This window comes from Pedobacter sp. JY14-1 (assembly GCF_029269825.1).
GTDB lineage: Bacteria > Bacteroidota > Bacteroidia > Sphingobacteriales > Sphingobacteriaceae > Pedobacter.
Window position 1 is genome coordinate 195,072 of sequence record NZ_JARJHU010000002.1, and the last position, 14,592, is coordinate 209,663.

20 protein-coding genes are annotated in these 14,592 nt (G+C 45.8%); 11 read left to right on the forward strand and 9 right to left on the reverse strand.

Features of this window, described 5'->3' with window-relative positions; genetic code table 11:
* Positions 1–56 precede the first annotated feature (56 nt).
* From P2W84_RS05870 to P2W84_RS05885, 4 genes are all read left to right on the forward strand, one after another.
* Positions 57–1,469, forward strand: coding sequence for an alpha-L-fucosidase (locus P2W84_RS05870; protein ID WP_276089188.1), 1,413 nt, complete (start codon positions 57–59; stop codon positions 1,467–1,469).
* Between the two features lie 108 nt (positions 1,470–1,577).
* On the forward strand, positions 1,578–1,772 hold the full coding sequence (locus tag P2W84_RS05875; protein WP_276089189.1) for a cold shock domain-containing protein: 195 nt from the start codon (positions 1,578–1,580) through the stop codon (positions 1,770–1,772).
* A 72-nt stretch (positions 1,773–1,844) separates the two neighbouring features.
* Positions 1,845–2,579, forward strand: coding sequence for an acyl-CoA desaturase (locus P2W84_RS05880; protein WP_346348948.1), 735 nt, complete (start codon positions 1,845–1,847; stop codon positions 2,577–2,579).
* 53 nt (positions 2,580–2,632) lie between these two features.
* Complete coding sequence (locus P2W84_RS05885) at positions 2,633–3,457, forward strand: NYN domain-containing protein (protein WP_276089190.1); 825 nt, start codon at positions 2,633–2,635, stop codon at positions 3,455–3,457.
* A gap of 23 nt (positions 3,458–3,480) precedes the next feature.
* Here P2W84_RS05885 and P2W84_RS05890 read toward each other — a convergent pair whose 3' ends face one another.
* Positions 3,481–3,888 carry a VOC family protein gene (locus tag P2W84_RS05890; RefSeq protein ID WP_276089191.1) on the reverse strand — a complete coding sequence of 136 codons (408 nt, stop codon included), beginning with the start codon at positions 3,886–3,888 and terminating at the stop codon, positions 3,481–3,483.
* Between the two features lie 173 nt (positions 3,889–4,061).
* On the opposite strand from P2W84_RS05890, the gene P2W84_RS05895 reads away from it, so the two are divergent.
* Both P2W84_RS05895 and P2W84_RS05900 read left to right on the forward strand, forming a co-directional pair.
* Positions 4,062–5,663, forward strand: coding sequence for a serine hydrolase (locus tag P2W84_RS05895; protein ID WP_276089192.1), 1,602 nt, complete (start codon positions 4,062–4,064; stop codon positions 5,661–5,663).
* Between the two features lie 145 nt (positions 5,664–5,808).
* Entirely contained in the window at positions 5,809–6,285 is a 477-nt protein-coding gene (locus P2W84_RS05900) for a hypothetical protein (RefSeq protein ID WP_276089193.1), read from the forward strand.
* On the opposite strand, the gene P2W84_RS05905 is transcribed toward P2W84_RS05900, so the two are convergent.
* Together P2W84_RS05905 and P2W84_RS05910 are read right to left on the reverse strand one after the other, a co-directional pair.
* The gene (locus P2W84_RS05905) at positions 6,282–6,641 is read right to left on the reverse strand and encodes a nuclear transport factor 2 family protein (protein WP_276089194.1); all 360 of its coding nucleotides are present in this window, start codon (positions 6,639–6,641) and stop codon (positions 6,282–6,284) included. The genes P2W84_RS05900 and P2W84_RS05905 overlap by 4 nt on opposite strands.
* Before the next feature lie 46 nt (positions 6,642–6,687).
* Positions 6,688–6,897, reverse strand: coding sequence for a DoxX family protein (locus P2W84_RS05910; protein ID WP_276089195.1), 210 nt, complete (start codon positions 6,895–6,897; stop codon positions 6,688–6,690).
* Positions 6,898–7,029: 132 nt separating this feature from the next.
* On the opposite strand from P2W84_RS05910, the gene P2W84_RS05915 reads away from it, so the two are divergent.
* The 3 genes from P2W84_RS05915 (at position 7,030) to P2W84_RS05925 (ending at position 9,806) form a co-directional block, all read left to right on the forward strand.
* Positions 7,030–7,482, forward strand: coding sequence for a MepB family protein (locus P2W84_RS05915; protein ID WP_276089196.1), 453 nt, complete (start codon positions 7,030–7,032; stop codon positions 7,480–7,482).
* A 248-nt stretch (positions 7,483–7,730) separates the two neighbouring features.
* Complete coding sequence (locus P2W84_RS05920; RefSeq protein ID WP_276089197.1) at positions 7,731–9,218, forward strand: alpha-amylase; 1,488 nt, start codon at positions 7,731–7,733, stop codon at positions 9,216–9,218.
* A gap of 69 nt (positions 9,219–9,287) precedes the next feature.
* Positions 9,288–9,806 carry a hypothetical protein gene (locus tag P2W84_RS05925; RefSeq protein WP_276089198.1) on the forward strand — a complete coding sequence of 173 codons (519 nt, stop codon included), beginning with the start codon at positions 9,288–9,290 and terminating at the stop codon, positions 9,804–9,806.
* A gap of 228 nt (positions 9,807–10,034) precedes the next feature.
* Here the strand turns inward: P2W84_RS05925 and P2W84_RS05930 are convergent, their stop codons facing one another.
* From P2W84_RS05930 to P2W84_RS05940, 3 genes are all read right to left on the reverse strand, one after another.
* Positions 10,035–10,643: a DinB family protein gene (locus tag P2W84_RS05930; RefSeq protein ID WP_276089199.1), complete on the reverse strand. Its 609-nt coding sequence runs from the start codon at positions 10,641–10,643 to the stop codon at positions 10,035–10,037.
* Between the two features lie 70 nt (positions 10,644–10,713).
* Positions 10,714–11,169, reverse strand: a complete 456-nt coding sequence (locus tag P2W84_RS05935) for a DUF1810 domain-containing protein (protein ID WP_276089200.1) — start codon at positions 11,167–11,169, stop codon at positions 10,714–10,716.
* A gap of 18 nt (positions 11,170–11,187) precedes the next feature.
* Positions 11,188–11,454, reverse strand: coding sequence for a hypothetical protein (locus tag P2W84_RS05940; RefSeq protein ID WP_276089201.1), 267 nt, complete (start codon positions 11,452–11,454; stop codon positions 11,188–11,190).
* A gap of 231 nt (positions 11,455–11,685) precedes the next feature.
* Here P2W84_RS05940 and P2W84_RS05945 point away from each other — a divergent pair, with 231 nt between their 5' ends.
* On the forward strand, positions 11,686–12,306 hold the full coding sequence (locus P2W84_RS05945; RefSeq protein WP_276089202.1) for a DUF2807 domain-containing protein: 621 nt from the start codon (positions 11,686–11,688) through the stop codon (positions 12,304–12,306).
* A gap of 79 nt (positions 12,307–12,385) precedes the next feature.
* Here the strand turns inward: P2W84_RS05945 and P2W84_RS05950 are convergent, their stop codons facing one another.
* Together P2W84_RS05950 and P2W84_RS05955 are read right to left on the reverse strand one after the other, a co-directional pair.
* A complete protein-coding gene (locus P2W84_RS05950) occupies positions 12,386–12,871 on the reverse strand; it encodes an SRPBCC domain-containing protein (protein ID WP_276089203.1) in 486 nt (161 codons plus the stop codon).
* A complete protein-coding gene (locus P2W84_RS05955) occupies positions 12,868–13,191 on the reverse strand; it encodes a metalloregulator ArsR/SmtB family transcription factor (protein ID WP_276089204.1) in 324 nt (107 codons plus the stop codon). Before P2W84_RS05955 ends, P2W84_RS05950 begins: the two co-directional genes overlap by 4 nt.
* A 155-nt stretch (positions 13,192–13,346) precedes the next feature.
* Here P2W84_RS05955 and P2W84_RS05960 point away from each other — a divergent pair, with 155 nt between their 5' ends.
* Positions 13,347–14,003 carry an NAD(P)H-binding protein gene (locus P2W84_RS05960; RefSeq protein ID WP_276089205.1) on the forward strand — a complete coding sequence of 219 codons (657 nt, stop codon included), beginning with the start codon at positions 13,347–13,349 and terminating at the stop codon, positions 14,001–14,003.
* A gap of 8 nt (positions 14,004–14,011) precedes the next feature.
* On the opposite strand, the gene P2W84_RS05965 is transcribed toward P2W84_RS05960, so the two are convergent.
* Positions 14,012–14,521 carry a GNAT family N-acetyltransferase gene (locus P2W84_RS05965; RefSeq protein ID WP_276089206.1) on the reverse strand — a complete coding sequence of 170 codons (510 nt, stop codon included), beginning with the start codon at positions 14,519–14,521 and terminating at the stop codon, positions 14,012–14,014.
* Positions 14,522–14,592 lie beyond the last annotated feature (71 nt).

Here is a 14,592-nt window from a genome sequence, read left to right on the forward strand (position 1 = left end):
GTATCTTGCAGGCATCATTACAGATAAAAATCAATCCATTATTAAAAGACACAGAAATGAACATCAGGAGAATTTTATTTTTCGTAACATTTATCACCGGTTTCTTACTACAGGTACCCGCAGAGGCCAGGCAAGGTGGGCGGGAGAAAACACTTCCCCAGCTTCAGCAGGAATTCGTTAACCTGGGTTTCGGAATGTTTATCCATTACGGTATGCCTACCTTTATGGATCAGGACTGGTCAGATCCTGACGCCCCGCTTTCATTGTTCAAATCGCCTAAGTTTGACGCTGACCAATGGGCAAAGGCCGCAAAATCTGCCAATATGACCTACGGCTGCCTGACGACCAAGCATCATAGCGGTTTTCCGATCTGGAACACCAAGACCACAGCTTACAATGTTATGAAAACACCGTTCGGGCGTGATGTGGTAAAAGAATATGCCGATGCATTCCGTAAGAATGGGCTTAAAGTAATGCTGTATTATTCTATACTGGATACCCATCACGGGATCCGCCCAAACCAGATCACTCCGGAGCACATCCAGATGATCAAAGACCAGATCACCGAGCTGCTGACCAATTACGGCGAAATCACCGCATTGATCATTGACGGCTGGGATGCCCCGTGGTCTCGGATCTCCTATGATGACGTGCCATTCGAAGACATCTATCATCTGATCAAATCGCTGCAGCCAAACTGCCTGGTTATGGACCTGAATGCAGCTAAATACCCGACGGAAGCGCTGTTTTACACCGATATCAAATCTTACGAGCAAGGTGCAGGCCAGTTCATCTCCAAGGAACATAACAAGCTGCCAGCGCTGGCTTGTCTGCCGCTGCAGAATAACTGGTTCTGGAAGACCTCATTTCCGAATAATCCCGTGAAGGATGTAAATGAACTGGTCAATAAATTCATTATCCCGTACAATGGAGCTTACTGTAATTTCATTTTGAATGTCGCACCGAACGCGAACGGCCTGATTGACGACAACGCATTGACCGCGCTGAAAGAAATCGGGAAGATCTATAAGAAACCGGAGTCGCTTCCGCAGGTGCCCGCTCATGCCGATCCTATTCTGTCCAGTAATATCGCCAAGCACGTCCGGAGCAACAGTAGCTGGTCAGACGACATGAACATTATGGACTTCGCCAATGATGACAACTTCGGCAGCAGCTGGGTATCCAATACGGTGGTTAAGGCACCCTGGTATGAACTCAACTTCGAAAAGGCCAAACCGTTCAATATGGTTGTCATTACTGAAGGGCGCCAGGCCGGGGCCAAGTATACCCTTCAATACTTTGCCGGTGGCAAATGGTATCCGCTCGACGTGGACCGGAAGGAAGGCGAGGGCCGGGTGCATATCCTGCGTTTTGACCGTGTGTGGGCAGAGAAACTGAAACTGACCATGCAATCTTTCAGCAAGCCGCCGGTTATCGCAGAAGTGGGAGTGTATAATGAAAGGCTGTAGTGAGGTGTCATATCATTCACATCTTCCTTGTCAGTGGGTAGTTAATTTTAAATTATAGCAGATTTCATATTATTTAACTTACCTTGCCGACTTACTAAATAAAATATAATGCAAAAGCAAGGAACTGTGAAATTTTTCAATAACCTTAAAGGTTTTGGATTTATCACACCAACACACACTACAAAGGAAATTTTTGTCCACATCTCTGGTCTGATCAATGAGATCCGTGAAACCGATACAGTGAGCTATGAAGAAGTGGATAGTCCAAAGGGTCTCAGCGCTGTCAATGTAAGATTGGTTTAAGTTATACTGTTTTATTTTTCCTTAGGCGCCTGACGTTGTCAGGTGCCTTTTTTTTAAACCTTCAAATATTACATGATCATCATCATCTTTTTTTTTATTGCCCACTGGTTTCTGTCTCTTTTTTTTCAAACATTTTTTCAGCACCGCTATGCTTCGCACCGCATGTTTACAACCACCAAGGGCTGGGAAAAGGTCTTTCACCTGGCGGCGTACATCTTTCAGGGCGCCTCATTTTTAAGCCCCAGGGCTTATGCGCTTATGCACAGGGCACACCATGCCTACAGCGACACGGAACACGATCCGCATTCACCCCACTTTTTCAAGGATGTATTTCAACTGATGAAGGCAACCGCACTTACCTTCCGGGATTACCTCAGGCACACAAAAGACCCTGAGGCCAAGTTCGCAGGCTACTATCCAGAATGGCCATTCATTGACCGTATTGGTTCTTCTATTACTTCCCGAGTTATTTTTGGGTTAGGTTATACTTGCTTTTACATCTGTTTCGCAGAAAAATGGTGGATGTTTTTGCTGTTGCCCGTGCATTTTCTGATGGGACCTTTGCATGGAGCTATCGTCAACTGGTGTGGTCACAAATATGGTTACCAGAACTACGACAACAATGACAAGTCCAGGAATACCACTCCCTTCGATTTTCTTTTATTGGGGGAACTTTTTCAGAACAATCACCACAGATATCCTAACAGCGCCAACTTTGGTAAGAGATGGTTTGAGATCGATCCGGTATATCCGGTTATGAAGGCCCTACATCTGATACGCATCATCAGGCTGAGAAAGATCTACTGAGGGCAGCCAACCGGCAGCCCACACGAAATTTCATATCTTTATAAAAAATGTCTATGAAAACAGAAAAAGATCTGAAGCTTGCCGTACTCATCGATGCCGATAATGTACCTTATGCATATGTTAAGGAGATGTTCGAAGAAATTGCAAAGTACGGTACTCCGACTTTCAAGCGCATTTACGCAGACTGGACCAAACCCACCGTATCGGGATGGAAGAAGGTTTTACTTGAAAACGCGATTACGCCTATACAGCAATACAGTTATTCACAGGGTAAGAATTCCAGCGACAGCGCCCTGATCATCGATGCCATGGACATCCTTTACACTGGAAAGGTGGACGGATTTTGTATCGTATCCAGCGACAGTGATTTTACCAGGCTGGCTACGCGACTCCGGGAGGCCGGAATGACCGTGATCGGGATTGGTGAAAAGAAAACACTCACCCCTTTTATCACTGCCTGTGACAAATTCATCTACCTGGAAATACTTAAATCCAAGAACCGTGACGAAGAGCCGGATGAAGAAAAACCTCAGGCCGTCAAACCGCAGGATACACAGCCCCTCAATAAGGTGGATCCTGAGATCATCAACCTCTTTGCAGATACCATCAGTGACCTGGCCGACGAAGACGGCTGGGCTTACCTCGGCGACCTGGGCAGTCTGATGATGAAAAAGAAACCCGATTTCGATTCCAGGAACTACGGATTTACCAAATTGCTGCCATTAATTAAAAGCATAGCACTTTTTGAGGTCGATGAAAGGGATAGCGGTCGTGGAAAAGGAAAACATATTTATATCAGAAAAGCGGCTAAAAAAGCAAAAAGACGGGGCCAGCGGCGTTCCTCTAAGGGTATACAAGCACCTGCAGAAGAAAAATAAGGTGGCCCCGCGCTTTACAGTGCTTATTTCATGGAATGAAAGCCGATAGGATTGCCTTCTGTGTCTTCACAGATGCCGCAAAAGCCATATTCGCCGAGTGACATCTTACCGGCAATTACCTTACCTCCGGCTGCTTCTACCCGGGAAAGCTCAACAGCACAGTCTTCCGAATGAAAATACACCAATGTGCCGCCTGCGCCTGGTTTGCCCATGTTTGATTTGACAAGTGTGCCGCCGCTGCCCGGCCCCATCATGTCTCCAGGAAATGCCAGCATTTCGAAATAGCATGGATCGTCTTTGTCTGCTGTCATAGTCTCGGGTCTGGGCAGCACCGATAGTTCTACCTGCAATACGGTCTCATAAAATTTCCTGGCCCTGTCAAGGTCGTCTACACTGATCTCGGTCCAGACGAATGGATTCTTAGCTGTCATGTCTTTTAATTTTAGTGTCTGATAGTTTTGTCAGTACTAAGTTCTGAAATGCCCGCTTTCAACATAAGGGTCATTTAAGACAATTTCGGGGTATGATTGCGACGCTTCTGGTTTTAACGGAAGATGTTCGTAACAAAATTTCAGGTTCATTGTCCTATTAGGTAAACGCTGGTATGAACAAATATCTTTTCTCCATATTCTTGACGGCTATTTTTTTTGCCGCATTTCAATGCCAGGCTCAGCGCAAGATTCTTTTCTCAGCACGTGACGGCTTTTGGGAGAAACCTCATCAACCCGGAGCGGAGCCCTTTCTGCTGACCAACAAAACAAATCTCTTCGTCAAAGTAAGTTTAGTTAAACCGATGATGGAATATCTGCGCGACCTTGCGCCGGGACTAAGTAATGATTCCCTGGCCAGGATTGGCAATTACCAGTTTTCCTTTTTTGTCGACGACCGGCTGATCTACAGGACGGAACTGATACCAGGTGCCCCCAGGCCCGCGCAATTGGAAAAAGATACAGTCTGGACAAAGCCGCTGATCGATAATCAACATGAGGGCGCCTGGTGGAGCCAGTCCGCGTGGAACCGTTTCCTGTACCATGGTGGAGACAGCGCGCTTACTGATGGTCACCATCAGCTTCGCATCGAGCTGCGGCCCTATGTGAAGGCGCCGGATTTAAAAACAGGGGAGCCTGTTGCTGAAGGTTTTCTTCCGCTGCTGGTCAGACGTTATCCTCAAATTGACCTTTCCACAATTAAATTAACTCCCGTACAACCTTACCCAGGGCTGCAGGTATCCGGCGCGCAATACGACATTGCCGCAATTAAGAAACTTAAAGCCTATATAGAGGGAGATGCCTTTAAGCACATCACCAGTGTGGTAGTGCTCAGGAACGGGAAATTACTCATCGAGGAATATTTTAACGGGGCAACACGCGACAGCCTGCACGACGTTCGTTCCGTTGGTAAAACCTTTGCTTCAGCGCTTGCAGGCATTGCAATAAATGATGGCTTCCTTAAATCTGAACATCAGCAACTGAAGGATTTCTATGATCTCAGTAAGTACGGGAATTTCTCAGCTGCCAAGGCAAACACGACAATAAAAGCGCTGCTTACGATGAGCAGTCGTTTTAACGGGGATGACGATGACATGAACACGCCTGGAAATGAGGAGCACATGTACCCGACCAGTAACTGGGTAAAGTTTGCTCTGGACCTGCCATTGGATACAATGAAATATAAAGGCCAATGGCATTATTTCACCGCTGGGGTCATGTTGCTGGGATCATTGCTTGACAGGATTGTGCCGGAAGGCCTGGAAAAATATGCAGACAGAAAGCTATTCAGGCCGATGCAGATCATCAGGTATCAGTGGCCTTATACACCTCAGCATGTACCCAATACTGCCGGTGGGATACGGATGAATGCACTGGATTTTGCGAAATTTGGCCAGCTTTATGCAAATGGCGGTCGCTGGGAGGGTAAACAACTGCTTCCGCAAAGCTGGGTAGCACGCAGTTTGTCCCGTCAATTACCTATTACGGGGCGTGAAGACGAATACTATGGTTATTTATTCTGGAATAAAATCTACCGCACCCGTGGCAAGGCTTACGAAGCCTATTATTGTTCAGGAAACGGCGGCAACAAAATTTATGTTTTAAAAGAAAGCGGCCTTGTTGTGGTCATTACTGCAACGGCTTATGGCACTGCATATGCCCATACTCAGGCAGACCGCATACTGCAAGAGTTCATTTTACCTGCCGTAATTCCCTGACAGCAATTACCTTGCACTGAGGTAATGCTTTTATGCACTTTATTTTTAACTTTAATCCATGATGCGCCCTCTATCAAGATTTTATACTTGTACATTCTTTGCGACTACCCTACTTTTCGCCAGTATCGCTACTCAAGCACAAACAATGAAAACAGATTCAATGCATAACTATACCGGGATGTGGGCAGTACACAGGATGCGGCAAATAAAGGATGTTAAGGACTTTAAAAGCCTCAAGTTGGCCATATGGCGTATACATGAAATTGATTCAGCCAGGCATGAAGTAATTCTTACACAAACCGGTCACTATCTTGAGGACGGCACAGAAATTACCGAGCCAAAGAAACAAAGGGTTAAAGGGCAAGTGTCCGGAGAGGATCTTATATTGGAGGTTGAAGATCGCATCACTAAACAAAGTCGCCGGCTGACTTTACACCCTGAAATGCAAGGCGATTTGTTTACCCTCAAATCATTTACAGGAGAGGGATTTCCTCCTGCTGACGAATTTCATATTCGAATGGCGAAAATCTCTGACGACACCGCTGACTACGTTAAGCCGGAAGTCGAAGTTGAAGTGATCGTCATGCCGCCACCGCCTGTAACCAAAGACAGTGGCAGTTAGCCGCCGTGCTCAATGATATAGGAGGTCATCTTAAGAATCTTATCGTCTTTGAAATGATAGACGTCGCAAAAGTTGGCTCTGGTTTGGGTACCGTCGGCTTTAGTGACATTCGCATAACCTTCCACACTGGCTAAAGGTCCTTCGATCACGATGTTGGTGAAGTTGAAACCGGTGTGTTCGGAACCGTCGCTATCCATTTCGCTGATCTCGGCTTTGCTGTTGAAACGTTTATGACCTTTTGTGGAAGAATAAAAGTCCCAGGTCACATCATCTGCGAGGTAGTCCATGAAATTTCCCATGTCTCCTGATGTAAACATGGCGTTGATTTTTTCGATGTGTTCTTTAGTTGTTGCCATTGTAGTAGTTTTTGGGTTGGTCCGATTTGCTTTTTTATCTAAACAACTAATCACCAATGAATTGTTTGGAAATTTTCAATTCGATGGCACCAAGGAGCTTAGCGATACCTAACTCAACACGGAACCAGTCGGGGAAACCAATATGGGCGTAGCCTACTTTCATTACCGGGTTGAAAAGATAATTGAAAAACGATACAATCATACCGGCGGCGATAAGGCCGGTAGTGATCCAGTAAGTAATTTTTAGTGTTCTCATAACGTGAATATTTTTTAATGATCGCAAAACTATGCTTGTCCTGGTTTACATTTGTAATGGGTTTACTCACGGAAACCAGTTACCTTAAGGAAACCAGAGGATGAAAACGACAATAGAAAACTTTAACAGTGAATGTTTGATGGGATATGCAGGCTATCAGGACTTATAGCAAGCCCATACTTGCCGGATACTCATGCGAAGGCCTACGAAGGTAAAAAATTTACCTGCGACGGACGGTCTATTATTTACCGGACTGGCAAATTAACACCTAGAAAGGCAGGGCACTTCATCGCTATCTGGGAAAAAACGTCAGATGGCGGAAGTCGTCCCCTCAGTTTTGAAGATCAGCTTTCCGACCTGCTCATTGCTGTTGAGGAAGGCGGGCGTATGGGTTATTTCTTGTTTCCCGCTGATGTACTCCTTCAGAGAGGTATTGCAGCCTCCTCGTCTAATCAGGGCAAAAGAGGATTGAGGGTTTATGCGCCCTGGATTTCTGGCTTGAACCCGACTGCCCTTGCCACTCAAGGATGGCAGCAGGAGTATTTCAGGGAAATTAGTGGCCGGACGGTGGTGAAGCGCGTATAAATACTTTGACGGGTATGTGGAGGTCTACTTCTTCGATGTTATTGAGGATGGCGATGCCGATGTCACCTTGCGGAACATCATGTGCCCGAATAAATCGGGTTTGATTTGTCTGGGCAGCGGTTGCTGTCCCCGGAAGTGTTCGGTATCCGGATGTCTTGTTCGTTTTCGAACGTAGCTACGGAATGGGCCGGGCACCGGAGGTCAAACATTAAGGCTCATGCTTTGTTGAGTGATGAATTAACATTAGGATGGAAAATTTTACAATGATGCAGTACTTTGAATGGTACTGTCCCAATGATGGTAGTCTGTGGAAGAAATTTGCCCGTGATGCAGAGCGGCTGAAGAAATCGGGTATCGATTCGGTCTGGCTTCCGCCGGCGCACAAGGGCATGGATGGGGTTGATTCCACGGGATATGATTCTTATGATCTCTATGATCTAGGAGAGTTTGATCAGAAGGGGACCATCCGCACCAAGTATGGTACAAAGGATGAGTTTATTCAGGCCATCGCTGCGGGCAAGGCCGCGGGGTTGCAGGTATATGTTGATATTGTCTTGAACCATTTGGGTGGTGCGGATGAGCCTGAGCCAGTACAGGTGCGAAAGGTGAATCCTGACAACCGCAATGAGTTTATTTCTGAACCTTACGAGATCGAAGCTTATACTAAATTTACTTATCCTGGCCGGAACGGAAAGTATTCCGAGTTTAAGTGGGATTTTCAATGTTTTACAGGCGTAGACTTTGACAACCGCACGGGTGAGTCGGCGATCTACAGCATTCAGAACCAGTATGGAGAGGGCTGGGATGAGGTGTTGGACCAGGAAAATGGCAACTATGATTATCTGATGCTCGCGGATATCGAGTTTCGTAACCCAGCTGTGCGCGAAGAACTAAAACGTTGGGGATTGTGGTATTATAATACAGCGAAGTTTGACGGTTTCCGTCTGGATGCCATTAAACATATGCCCGCGGGCTTTTACAATGAGTGGCTGGATTTTTTACGCGCTGAACTCAACCAGGAACTGTATACTGTCGGGGAATATTGGTCACCTGGAAACCTGCAGGGCTTATTGGATTACATCGACGCGACCGGAGGAAGGATATCGTTGTTTGATGCATGTTTGCAGGGAAACTTTTCGAGGGCTTCTAAAGAAGGCGAGCAATTTGATCTCTCGACCATTCTTCAAGGTTCCCTTGTGGAGGCAAGGCCGGAGCTTGCGGTGACACTGGTGGAAAATCACGATACGCAGCCATTGCAATCGCTGGAGCAAACAGTTGAGCCCTGGTTCAGGGCACATGCCTATGCAATCATCTTATTGCGGGAGGCGGGGTATCCCTGCGTGTTCTTTGCAGACGTATACGGCTCCTGCTATACCGATAAGGGTGATGATGGCTTCGACCATGAGGTGACTTTAGAACCGTTACCGCAACTTGAGGCATTGCTGGCGCTGCGCAAGCAGAAAGCGTATGGCGAGCAGCGTGATTATTTTGACCATCCGAGTTGCATTGGCTGGACGAGGGCTGGCGACGACGAGCACGAAAGATCTGGCCTGGCCGTAGTGCTTTCTAACGGCGAGGCCGGTCAGAAGGCAATGGAGATAGGATCGGCTTTTGCAGGGCGAAAGTTTGTTGACGCGCTAGGGCACGCGCAAGGTGAGGTGGTCATCAATGAGACGGGGTGGGGCGACTTTTACTGCGAGGCTGGATCCGTATCGGTCTGGACTGCTGTAGATTAAATGCTATCCTGCATTTGTGGGTGTAAAGATTATTTCATATATTAATGCGATTAGTTAAATGCATTAATTATGAAATTCTGGTTGGTTATTATTCTTTCGCTTGTCGCTTTCGGTTCGCAAGCCAGACAAAATGCGGACAGTATTCGTGTCGTATATGAATCAGAAAATCTTGTACATCAAAACCGAAGTGTTCCTGAATACTATATAGACAGTGTGCTGGTAAAAAATGTTAGCCTTGATCTGATAGATCCGGTCGATATAGCAAGCATTTCGGTGGTAAAGGAGCCAGTTGCCAGAATTTACATTTCGTTGAAGGACGAAGTGAAATACAGTTTTGTGACTTTGAAGTTTCTTGCTGATAAATATCTGAAGGGCAAGCAAAAGGAAAATGTTCTATTTACAGTGGACGGCAGGCTGATTACTGACGCCGGGCAGTTGCTCAATGAAAATCACATTTCGAGTATCAGCATTGCCAGCGATCAGGAGATTTCGTCTCTGGGCAGCGGAAAGTATACGGTGTTTAAAGTTTCTTCTAAAAAGGAAGTTGCAGACAGAAAGAATCAGATACGTATACGTGGAAAGGCTTGATTTATCAGTGCTTTAAATATATTCTTGCAGAAATTATAGATAATGAGAAAATTCAATTATCGCATTTTATGACACCCCTGCAGGCAAAAGATTTGTGGAAAAGATACCGGTCATTATGGGTGAATCAATGCCTTTAACCCAGGAATGGGCGAAACAAATGGGAATGCAGATTACCAACAGGCTCAAAGAGCGGAAATATACAGAGTAGACTATTCCAGCCGGATGTTTTCAGGATGGCGAGATTGGTGTTGATAGCAGGTTTTCTTCTTTCCTGGATAGTATCTGGATGTTTCTTTCAATCTGGCAGAAGTGGCGTTCCTGGTGTACGGTCAGAAAACGGAAGCTGTCACCGATGCGGAGCCGGATGAGCGGCAGGATGCTAATTGGGGTGCTTAGTTTCTGAATATCGTATTTGGAGGATTGTTCGATCAGGTTCAGGAGTTGTTTTTGCCCTTGAATGAATGCGTTAATAACGGACGTCGGATCGGATTGCTTTTTAGGCAAATGTTTCTTCGCGGCTTTCATTTTCTTTTTGATCTTTCCGTTTTTGAGCTGCATTAAGCGCACAAAATAATTTCCAAGCCGTCCTGGCTTGAAGGTCATTTGTGGAGCACTGAGCGGCGTTGCTTTTATGAAAGTCATGTTGATGAATGGCAGGTAGTAATCGTTGTAGGTATTTAAATGCTCAATAACTTCAACGATGCTCCAGGAACCCGGCGCAGGCGGGCTGTCGAGTATTCCATGGGGGTGGCCCAGCAGTTGATTGGCCTTGTCAGTAATGTCAATAACTGAAGTTTTAAGCTCCTGAAGCAACTTCGCTTTATAGATGGTGTGCATATTTAGTATGACGCCGTTATTCGGTAAAAGGTGATGGTCAAGGAAAATTTTTTCTATTGCCCCGTGGATGCTACAATGAGGTCAGGCTGAGGATTTTTAAAGTTTTGTTGTCTTTCAGCCCGCTGAAAAACTTCTTTAGTAGTTGCGTAAAAACGGGATGGCTTCCCGGGACGCTGGCGAATAAGGTAAGGCTGGAGTGGAATTTAAGGTCATCCGGACTACCAAAGATCAGGTGCGCGTCCGTCTCGTCAAGTTTCAGAAGGGTTTCGCAGATCAGGATCATCCGGCAACCAAGGGTACGATGCTTCAAATATGCGGCCGCCTCTGCCAGATCACTGATTGCATAATAGTTTGAGGCTTCTGAAAAGCCAAGGCCGCTGATCTGCGGAAAGATGTACCACATCCAATGGCTTCGTTTACGTCCCTGTTCCATTTCCGAAAGCGCAGTATAAAAGCTCGATTTCTGCGCAGCGATGAAGCGCTCTAAATTATGTCCTTCCGTTGTTTGCATGCTAATAGTCAACATAATATCAGGACGAAAGTTTTAGAGCCGGGCACTGGCCCTGCCCTTATTATCCCAATGATCTTTTACTAGTTTTCCGGCTGCGTCTTCTACAAGTCTTCGGGCAAACCGCTCGCCATCGATTTTGCCGGTTTCGGGATTTTTTTCGCCAATAAATAGCAAGATGGGACGGCCTTTGTTGTCGGTTTTAATCGCGAGGTCATATCGTTTGAACTTCAGTTCGACGATACTGTCGGGCTCATAGGTTTTATTGAGAAGCTTCAGGATCGGTTCTTTTAATGTACTCATATGAGCATAACGCCCACGGCTGGGATTGGTTTCCTACAGATGTCTGGTATTTGCCAGCCCGGCGGCATATCATGCGAAAAATGTGCGGGCGTTCGTCGAAAAATTTCGGGGTTTTGTCGTGAGTTGTCTGATACTGGTATAATGCACCGGAATCTGCTGCAACATTTTTTTTCTATGGACATCTTATTACCGTAAACAATTTGAAAAAACCCTTAAAAAAATAAAAGCATTATGAAAACTTTCACTAAATCCCTTATCGCTACCGCTTTCTCCGCTGTTATACTTGGTTCAACTGCACTGGCCAGTTTCGCGGGGACACCTGTTAAGCCAGCTATCGAAAATGAAGCAGCGGCTGTTACATTTAACAAGATTACAGTTACCGGTAATGTCAAAGTTGTTCTTGTTCAAAAGGATAAAGAATCGGTTAGTGTAGACAACAGCTTTAATGCTGAGAAGACCAGTATCAAACGACAAGGTTATAACCTGCTGATTCATTCGTCAGAGATAAACCCGGTAACGGTTACGGTGGCAGTAAAGGACTTGCAAAGAATTGACGTGGCCGGCATCTCTTCAGTAGAGACCAAAGGAAAGCTGGACGTAAAATACCTGCAGATCTTTGTGAGTTACAGTGCTACGGCGAAGATCAACGCGAATACCGAAAGCCTGTATACTGTGATCAGCGATGCGGCGGACCTGAAACTGAGCGGATCTGCTGAAGAGCACACTTTTGTGGCAGGTGCGGCTACCAAAGCAGATTTGAAAGACTTTACGGTGAAAAGATCAGAAAGGCTTAGTGGTGAGGCGCTTGCAGCACTTAGTGTGCGCAATGCCATTACTGCAAAAGCTAAGTAATTACATATAGTTCAGGTTGGAATAGGCGGGCGGTATGCGAAAGCATACCGCCTTTCCTTTTTAACCGTTGTCGTCGATATCATTTTCCTGCAGACAATTGCGTGCTCAGACGGTCAAACATGCTAAACCAGCTTTGATAAGCACCTGTTTTCTTTGCCTCAGCTTCCGCTACAGTTTGATGTAAGGTAAGTTTAGTTTGCTTTCCGACAGGCTCAAATGTCACTGTAGTCAGGATCGCCGGAGGCCAGTTTTGGGTCTTTCCGGCATCAGTCGCGCTCACTGGTATCCCTTGTTCATTGCAGAGTTCCATTGTGAAGACCAGTTTTTCCGGGGCAGTTACTTCCTGATAGGTTCCCGTAATCCAGCAAGCTCCATGAACGGGGTCGTGGACAACAGAATGGAATTTGCCGCCAACTTTCACTTCAATTGACTTAAATTCTATGGTGCATCCGTCTGGTGCATACCAGTGCTGTAACTGTTCCGGATTTGTCCATGCCTCAAAAACGGGTTCAGGGGGTGCATCGAACAGGTGTGTGATCAAGAGATCATCTTTGTTAGTTTTCATTGTTCCTGATTTTTTTGTTTTAAATATTTATCTAGTTTCTCAAAGCGCCTGCTCCATAATCTTCTCGACTGGTCAATCCAGGTTGCTACTTCTTCAAGCTGGTCTAACTGTACTTCACAAAGCCGTTCCCTTCCACTTTGTTTGATGATAAGCAACCCGCATTCTTCAAGAATTTTGACATGGAGGGATATGGCCTGCCTGGTCATGTCAAACTTTTCAGCAATGGTATTCACATTGTACGACTGCGCTGCAACCAGATTAATGATCGCTCTTCTTGTAGGATCGGCTATGGCTTGATATACGTCTCTTCTGACTTTCATAAATGCAAGTATATGCTTGCAAATATACTCGCAAGTATTTACTTGCGCAATAGGTTGCTGGAAAAAATGTCTCTTTCATGAAGTGACTGTTTTTCGGTAACTTAGTGGCATGAGCGTCATCATACAGAAAATCAGCATGTTTTGATAAAGGACTAATGAAAGCTTTGGTAATAGGTGCAACGGGTGCTACGGGCAGGGACCTTGTTCAGCAGTTGCTTGGAGATGAAAACTTTACTGAGGTACACTTATTTGTGCGCCGCACTGTTTCGCTGCGGCATGAAAAACTTGTCTTGCATATCGTCGATTTTGAACAACCTCAAAAATGGGCGCATCTTGTCAGCGGTGATGCCGCATTTTCCTGTATGGGCACAACCTTAAAAGCGGCCGGTAGTAAAGCGGCGCAATGGAAGGTAGATCATGATTACCAATATGATTTTGCCAAAGCCGCAAGCGCAAACAGAGTCGGGGTTTATGTACTCGTGTCTTCGGCAGGAGCCGATCCGGCTTCCAGGTTCTTTTACCTCCGGATGAAGGGGCATCTGGAGCAGGCAGTGGCCAGCCTTGACTTCCAAAGTATCCTTATTTTTCAGCCTGGCCCGCTTGAACGTCCGGATTCAGACCGCTTGGGCGAACGGATAGGCATTGGCGTCATCAGGCTTTTCAACAAGCTCGGCCTGTTCAGGAATCATAAGCCGGTTCCGACAGCGGTACTTTCGAAGGCGATGATCAAGTGTGTAAAAAGTATAGGCCAGGGCATTTTCCGTTTCAATACGGCAGACATCTTTAGCCAGGCCAAAATGCTCATAAAATAGCCTGGAACCTAATCTTTTTCCAGGAAAAGGACCATTGAATCGTCATCTAAAAACCGTTCGCCAAGTTTGATACAATCCTTTTCCGTGGCGTAATGTTCAAAACCAAGCTTTTTATAAAGCTTCTTAGCACTTTCATTGTGGGTAGCTACATTGAGCTTGACTTGCCGCACTTCAGGATACTCGGAAGCGACAGTTTCCAGCAGTTTTTTGATGAGGTTTAAGCCTATTCCTTTTCCCTGTGCTTCAGGGGATATATACATCCGGGACAGTTCACCGATATGTGCCAGTTTGGCCCGGTCTGCGGCAACGAAAAAGGTAATGATGCCAATGAGCCTGTCTTCAAGGGTGGCCCCAAGAGTAAAGCCGTTTTTCTTATTTTCTGAAGGAAATTGCTGAAGAATGTGGTCTTCAGGGCCTAACTTAAAACGATCCGGGAATAGTTGGAGGCCGCTTGTAAGGAAATTGAGATAATTGTGGTCTTCATTACTTCTGATCTTTATATAACTTACTTCATCCATGCTTTTAGGTATAAATGTCAGTAAAGTTACTTATCTGGAGTGATTTAGGGAAACTTGGATAGAGAGGTCAA

Coding starts and splice junctions, on each gene's coding strand:
- P2W84_RS05870 (WP_276089188.1), top strand. CDS start 57: ATGAACATCAGGAGAATTTTATTTTTCGTAACATTTATCACCGGTTTC.
- P2W84_RS05875 (WP_276089189.1), top strand. CDS start 1,578: ATGCAAAAGCAAGGAACTGTGAAATTTTTCAATAACCTTAAAGGTTTT.
- P2W84_RS05880 (WP_346348948.1), top strand. CDS start 1,845: ATGATCATCATCATCTTTTTTTTTATTGCCCACTGGTTTCTGTCTCTT.
- P2W84_RS05885 (WP_276089190.1), top strand. CDS start 2,633: ATGAAAACAGAAAAAGATCTGAAGCTTGCCGTACTCATCGATGCCGAT.
- P2W84_RS05890 (WP_276089191.1), bottom strand. CDS start 3,888: ATGACAGCTAAGAATCCATTCGTCTGGACCGAGATCAGTGTAGACGAC.
- P2W84_RS05895 (WP_276089192.1), top strand. CDS start 4,062: ATGAACAAATATCTTTTCTCCATATTCTTGACGGCTATTTTTTTTGCC.
- P2W84_RS05900 (WP_276089193.1), top strand. CDS start 5,809: ATGAAAACAGATTCAATGCATAACTATACCGGGATGTGGGCAGTACAC.
- P2W84_RS05905 (WP_276089194.1), bottom strand. CDS start 6,641: ATGGCAACAACTAAAGAACACATCGAAAAAATCAACGCCATGTTTACA.
- P2W84_RS05910 (WP_276089195.1), bottom strand. CDS start 6,897: ATGAGAACACTAAAAATTACTTACTGGATCACTACCGGCCTTATCGCC.
- P2W84_RS05915 (WP_276089196.1), top strand. CDS start 7,030: ATGTTTGATGGGATATGCAGGCTATCAGGACTTATAGCAAGCCCATAC.
- P2W84_RS05920 (WP_276089197.1), top strand. CDS start 7,731: ATGGAAAATTTTACAATGATGCAGTACTTTGAATGGTACTGTCCCAAT.
- P2W84_RS05925 (WP_276089198.1), top strand. CDS start 9,288: ATGAAATTCTGGTTGGTTATTATTCTTTCGCTTGTCGCTTTCGGTTCG.
- P2W84_RS05930 (WP_276089199.1), bottom strand. CDS start 10,643: ATGCACACCATCTATAAAGCGAAGTTGCTTCAGGAGCTTAAAACTTCA.
- P2W84_RS05935 (WP_276089200.1), bottom strand. CDS start 11,169: ATGTTGACTATTAGCATGCAAACAACGGAAGGACATAATTTAGAGCGC.
- P2W84_RS05940 (WP_276089201.1), bottom strand. CDS start 11,454: ATGAGTACATTAAAAGAACCGATCCTGAAGCTTCTCAATAAAACCTAT.
- P2W84_RS05945 (WP_276089202.1), top strand. CDS start 11,686: ATGAAAACTTTCACTAAATCCCTTATCGCTACCGCTTTCTCCGCTGTT.
- P2W84_RS05950 (WP_276089203.1), bottom strand. CDS start 12,871: ATGAAAACTAACAAAGATGATCTCTTGATCACACACCTGTTCGATGCA.
- P2W84_RS05955 (WP_276089204.1), bottom strand. CDS start 13,191: ATGAAAGTCAGAAGAGACGTATATCAAGCCATAGCCGATCCTACAAGA.
- P2W84_RS05960 (WP_276089205.1), top strand. CDS start 13,347: ATGAAAGCTTTGGTAATAGGTGCAACGGGTGCTACGGGCAGGGACCTT.
- P2W84_RS05965 (WP_276089206.1), bottom strand. CDS start 14,521: ATGGATGAAGTAAGTTATATAAAGATCAGAAGTAATGAAGACCACAAT.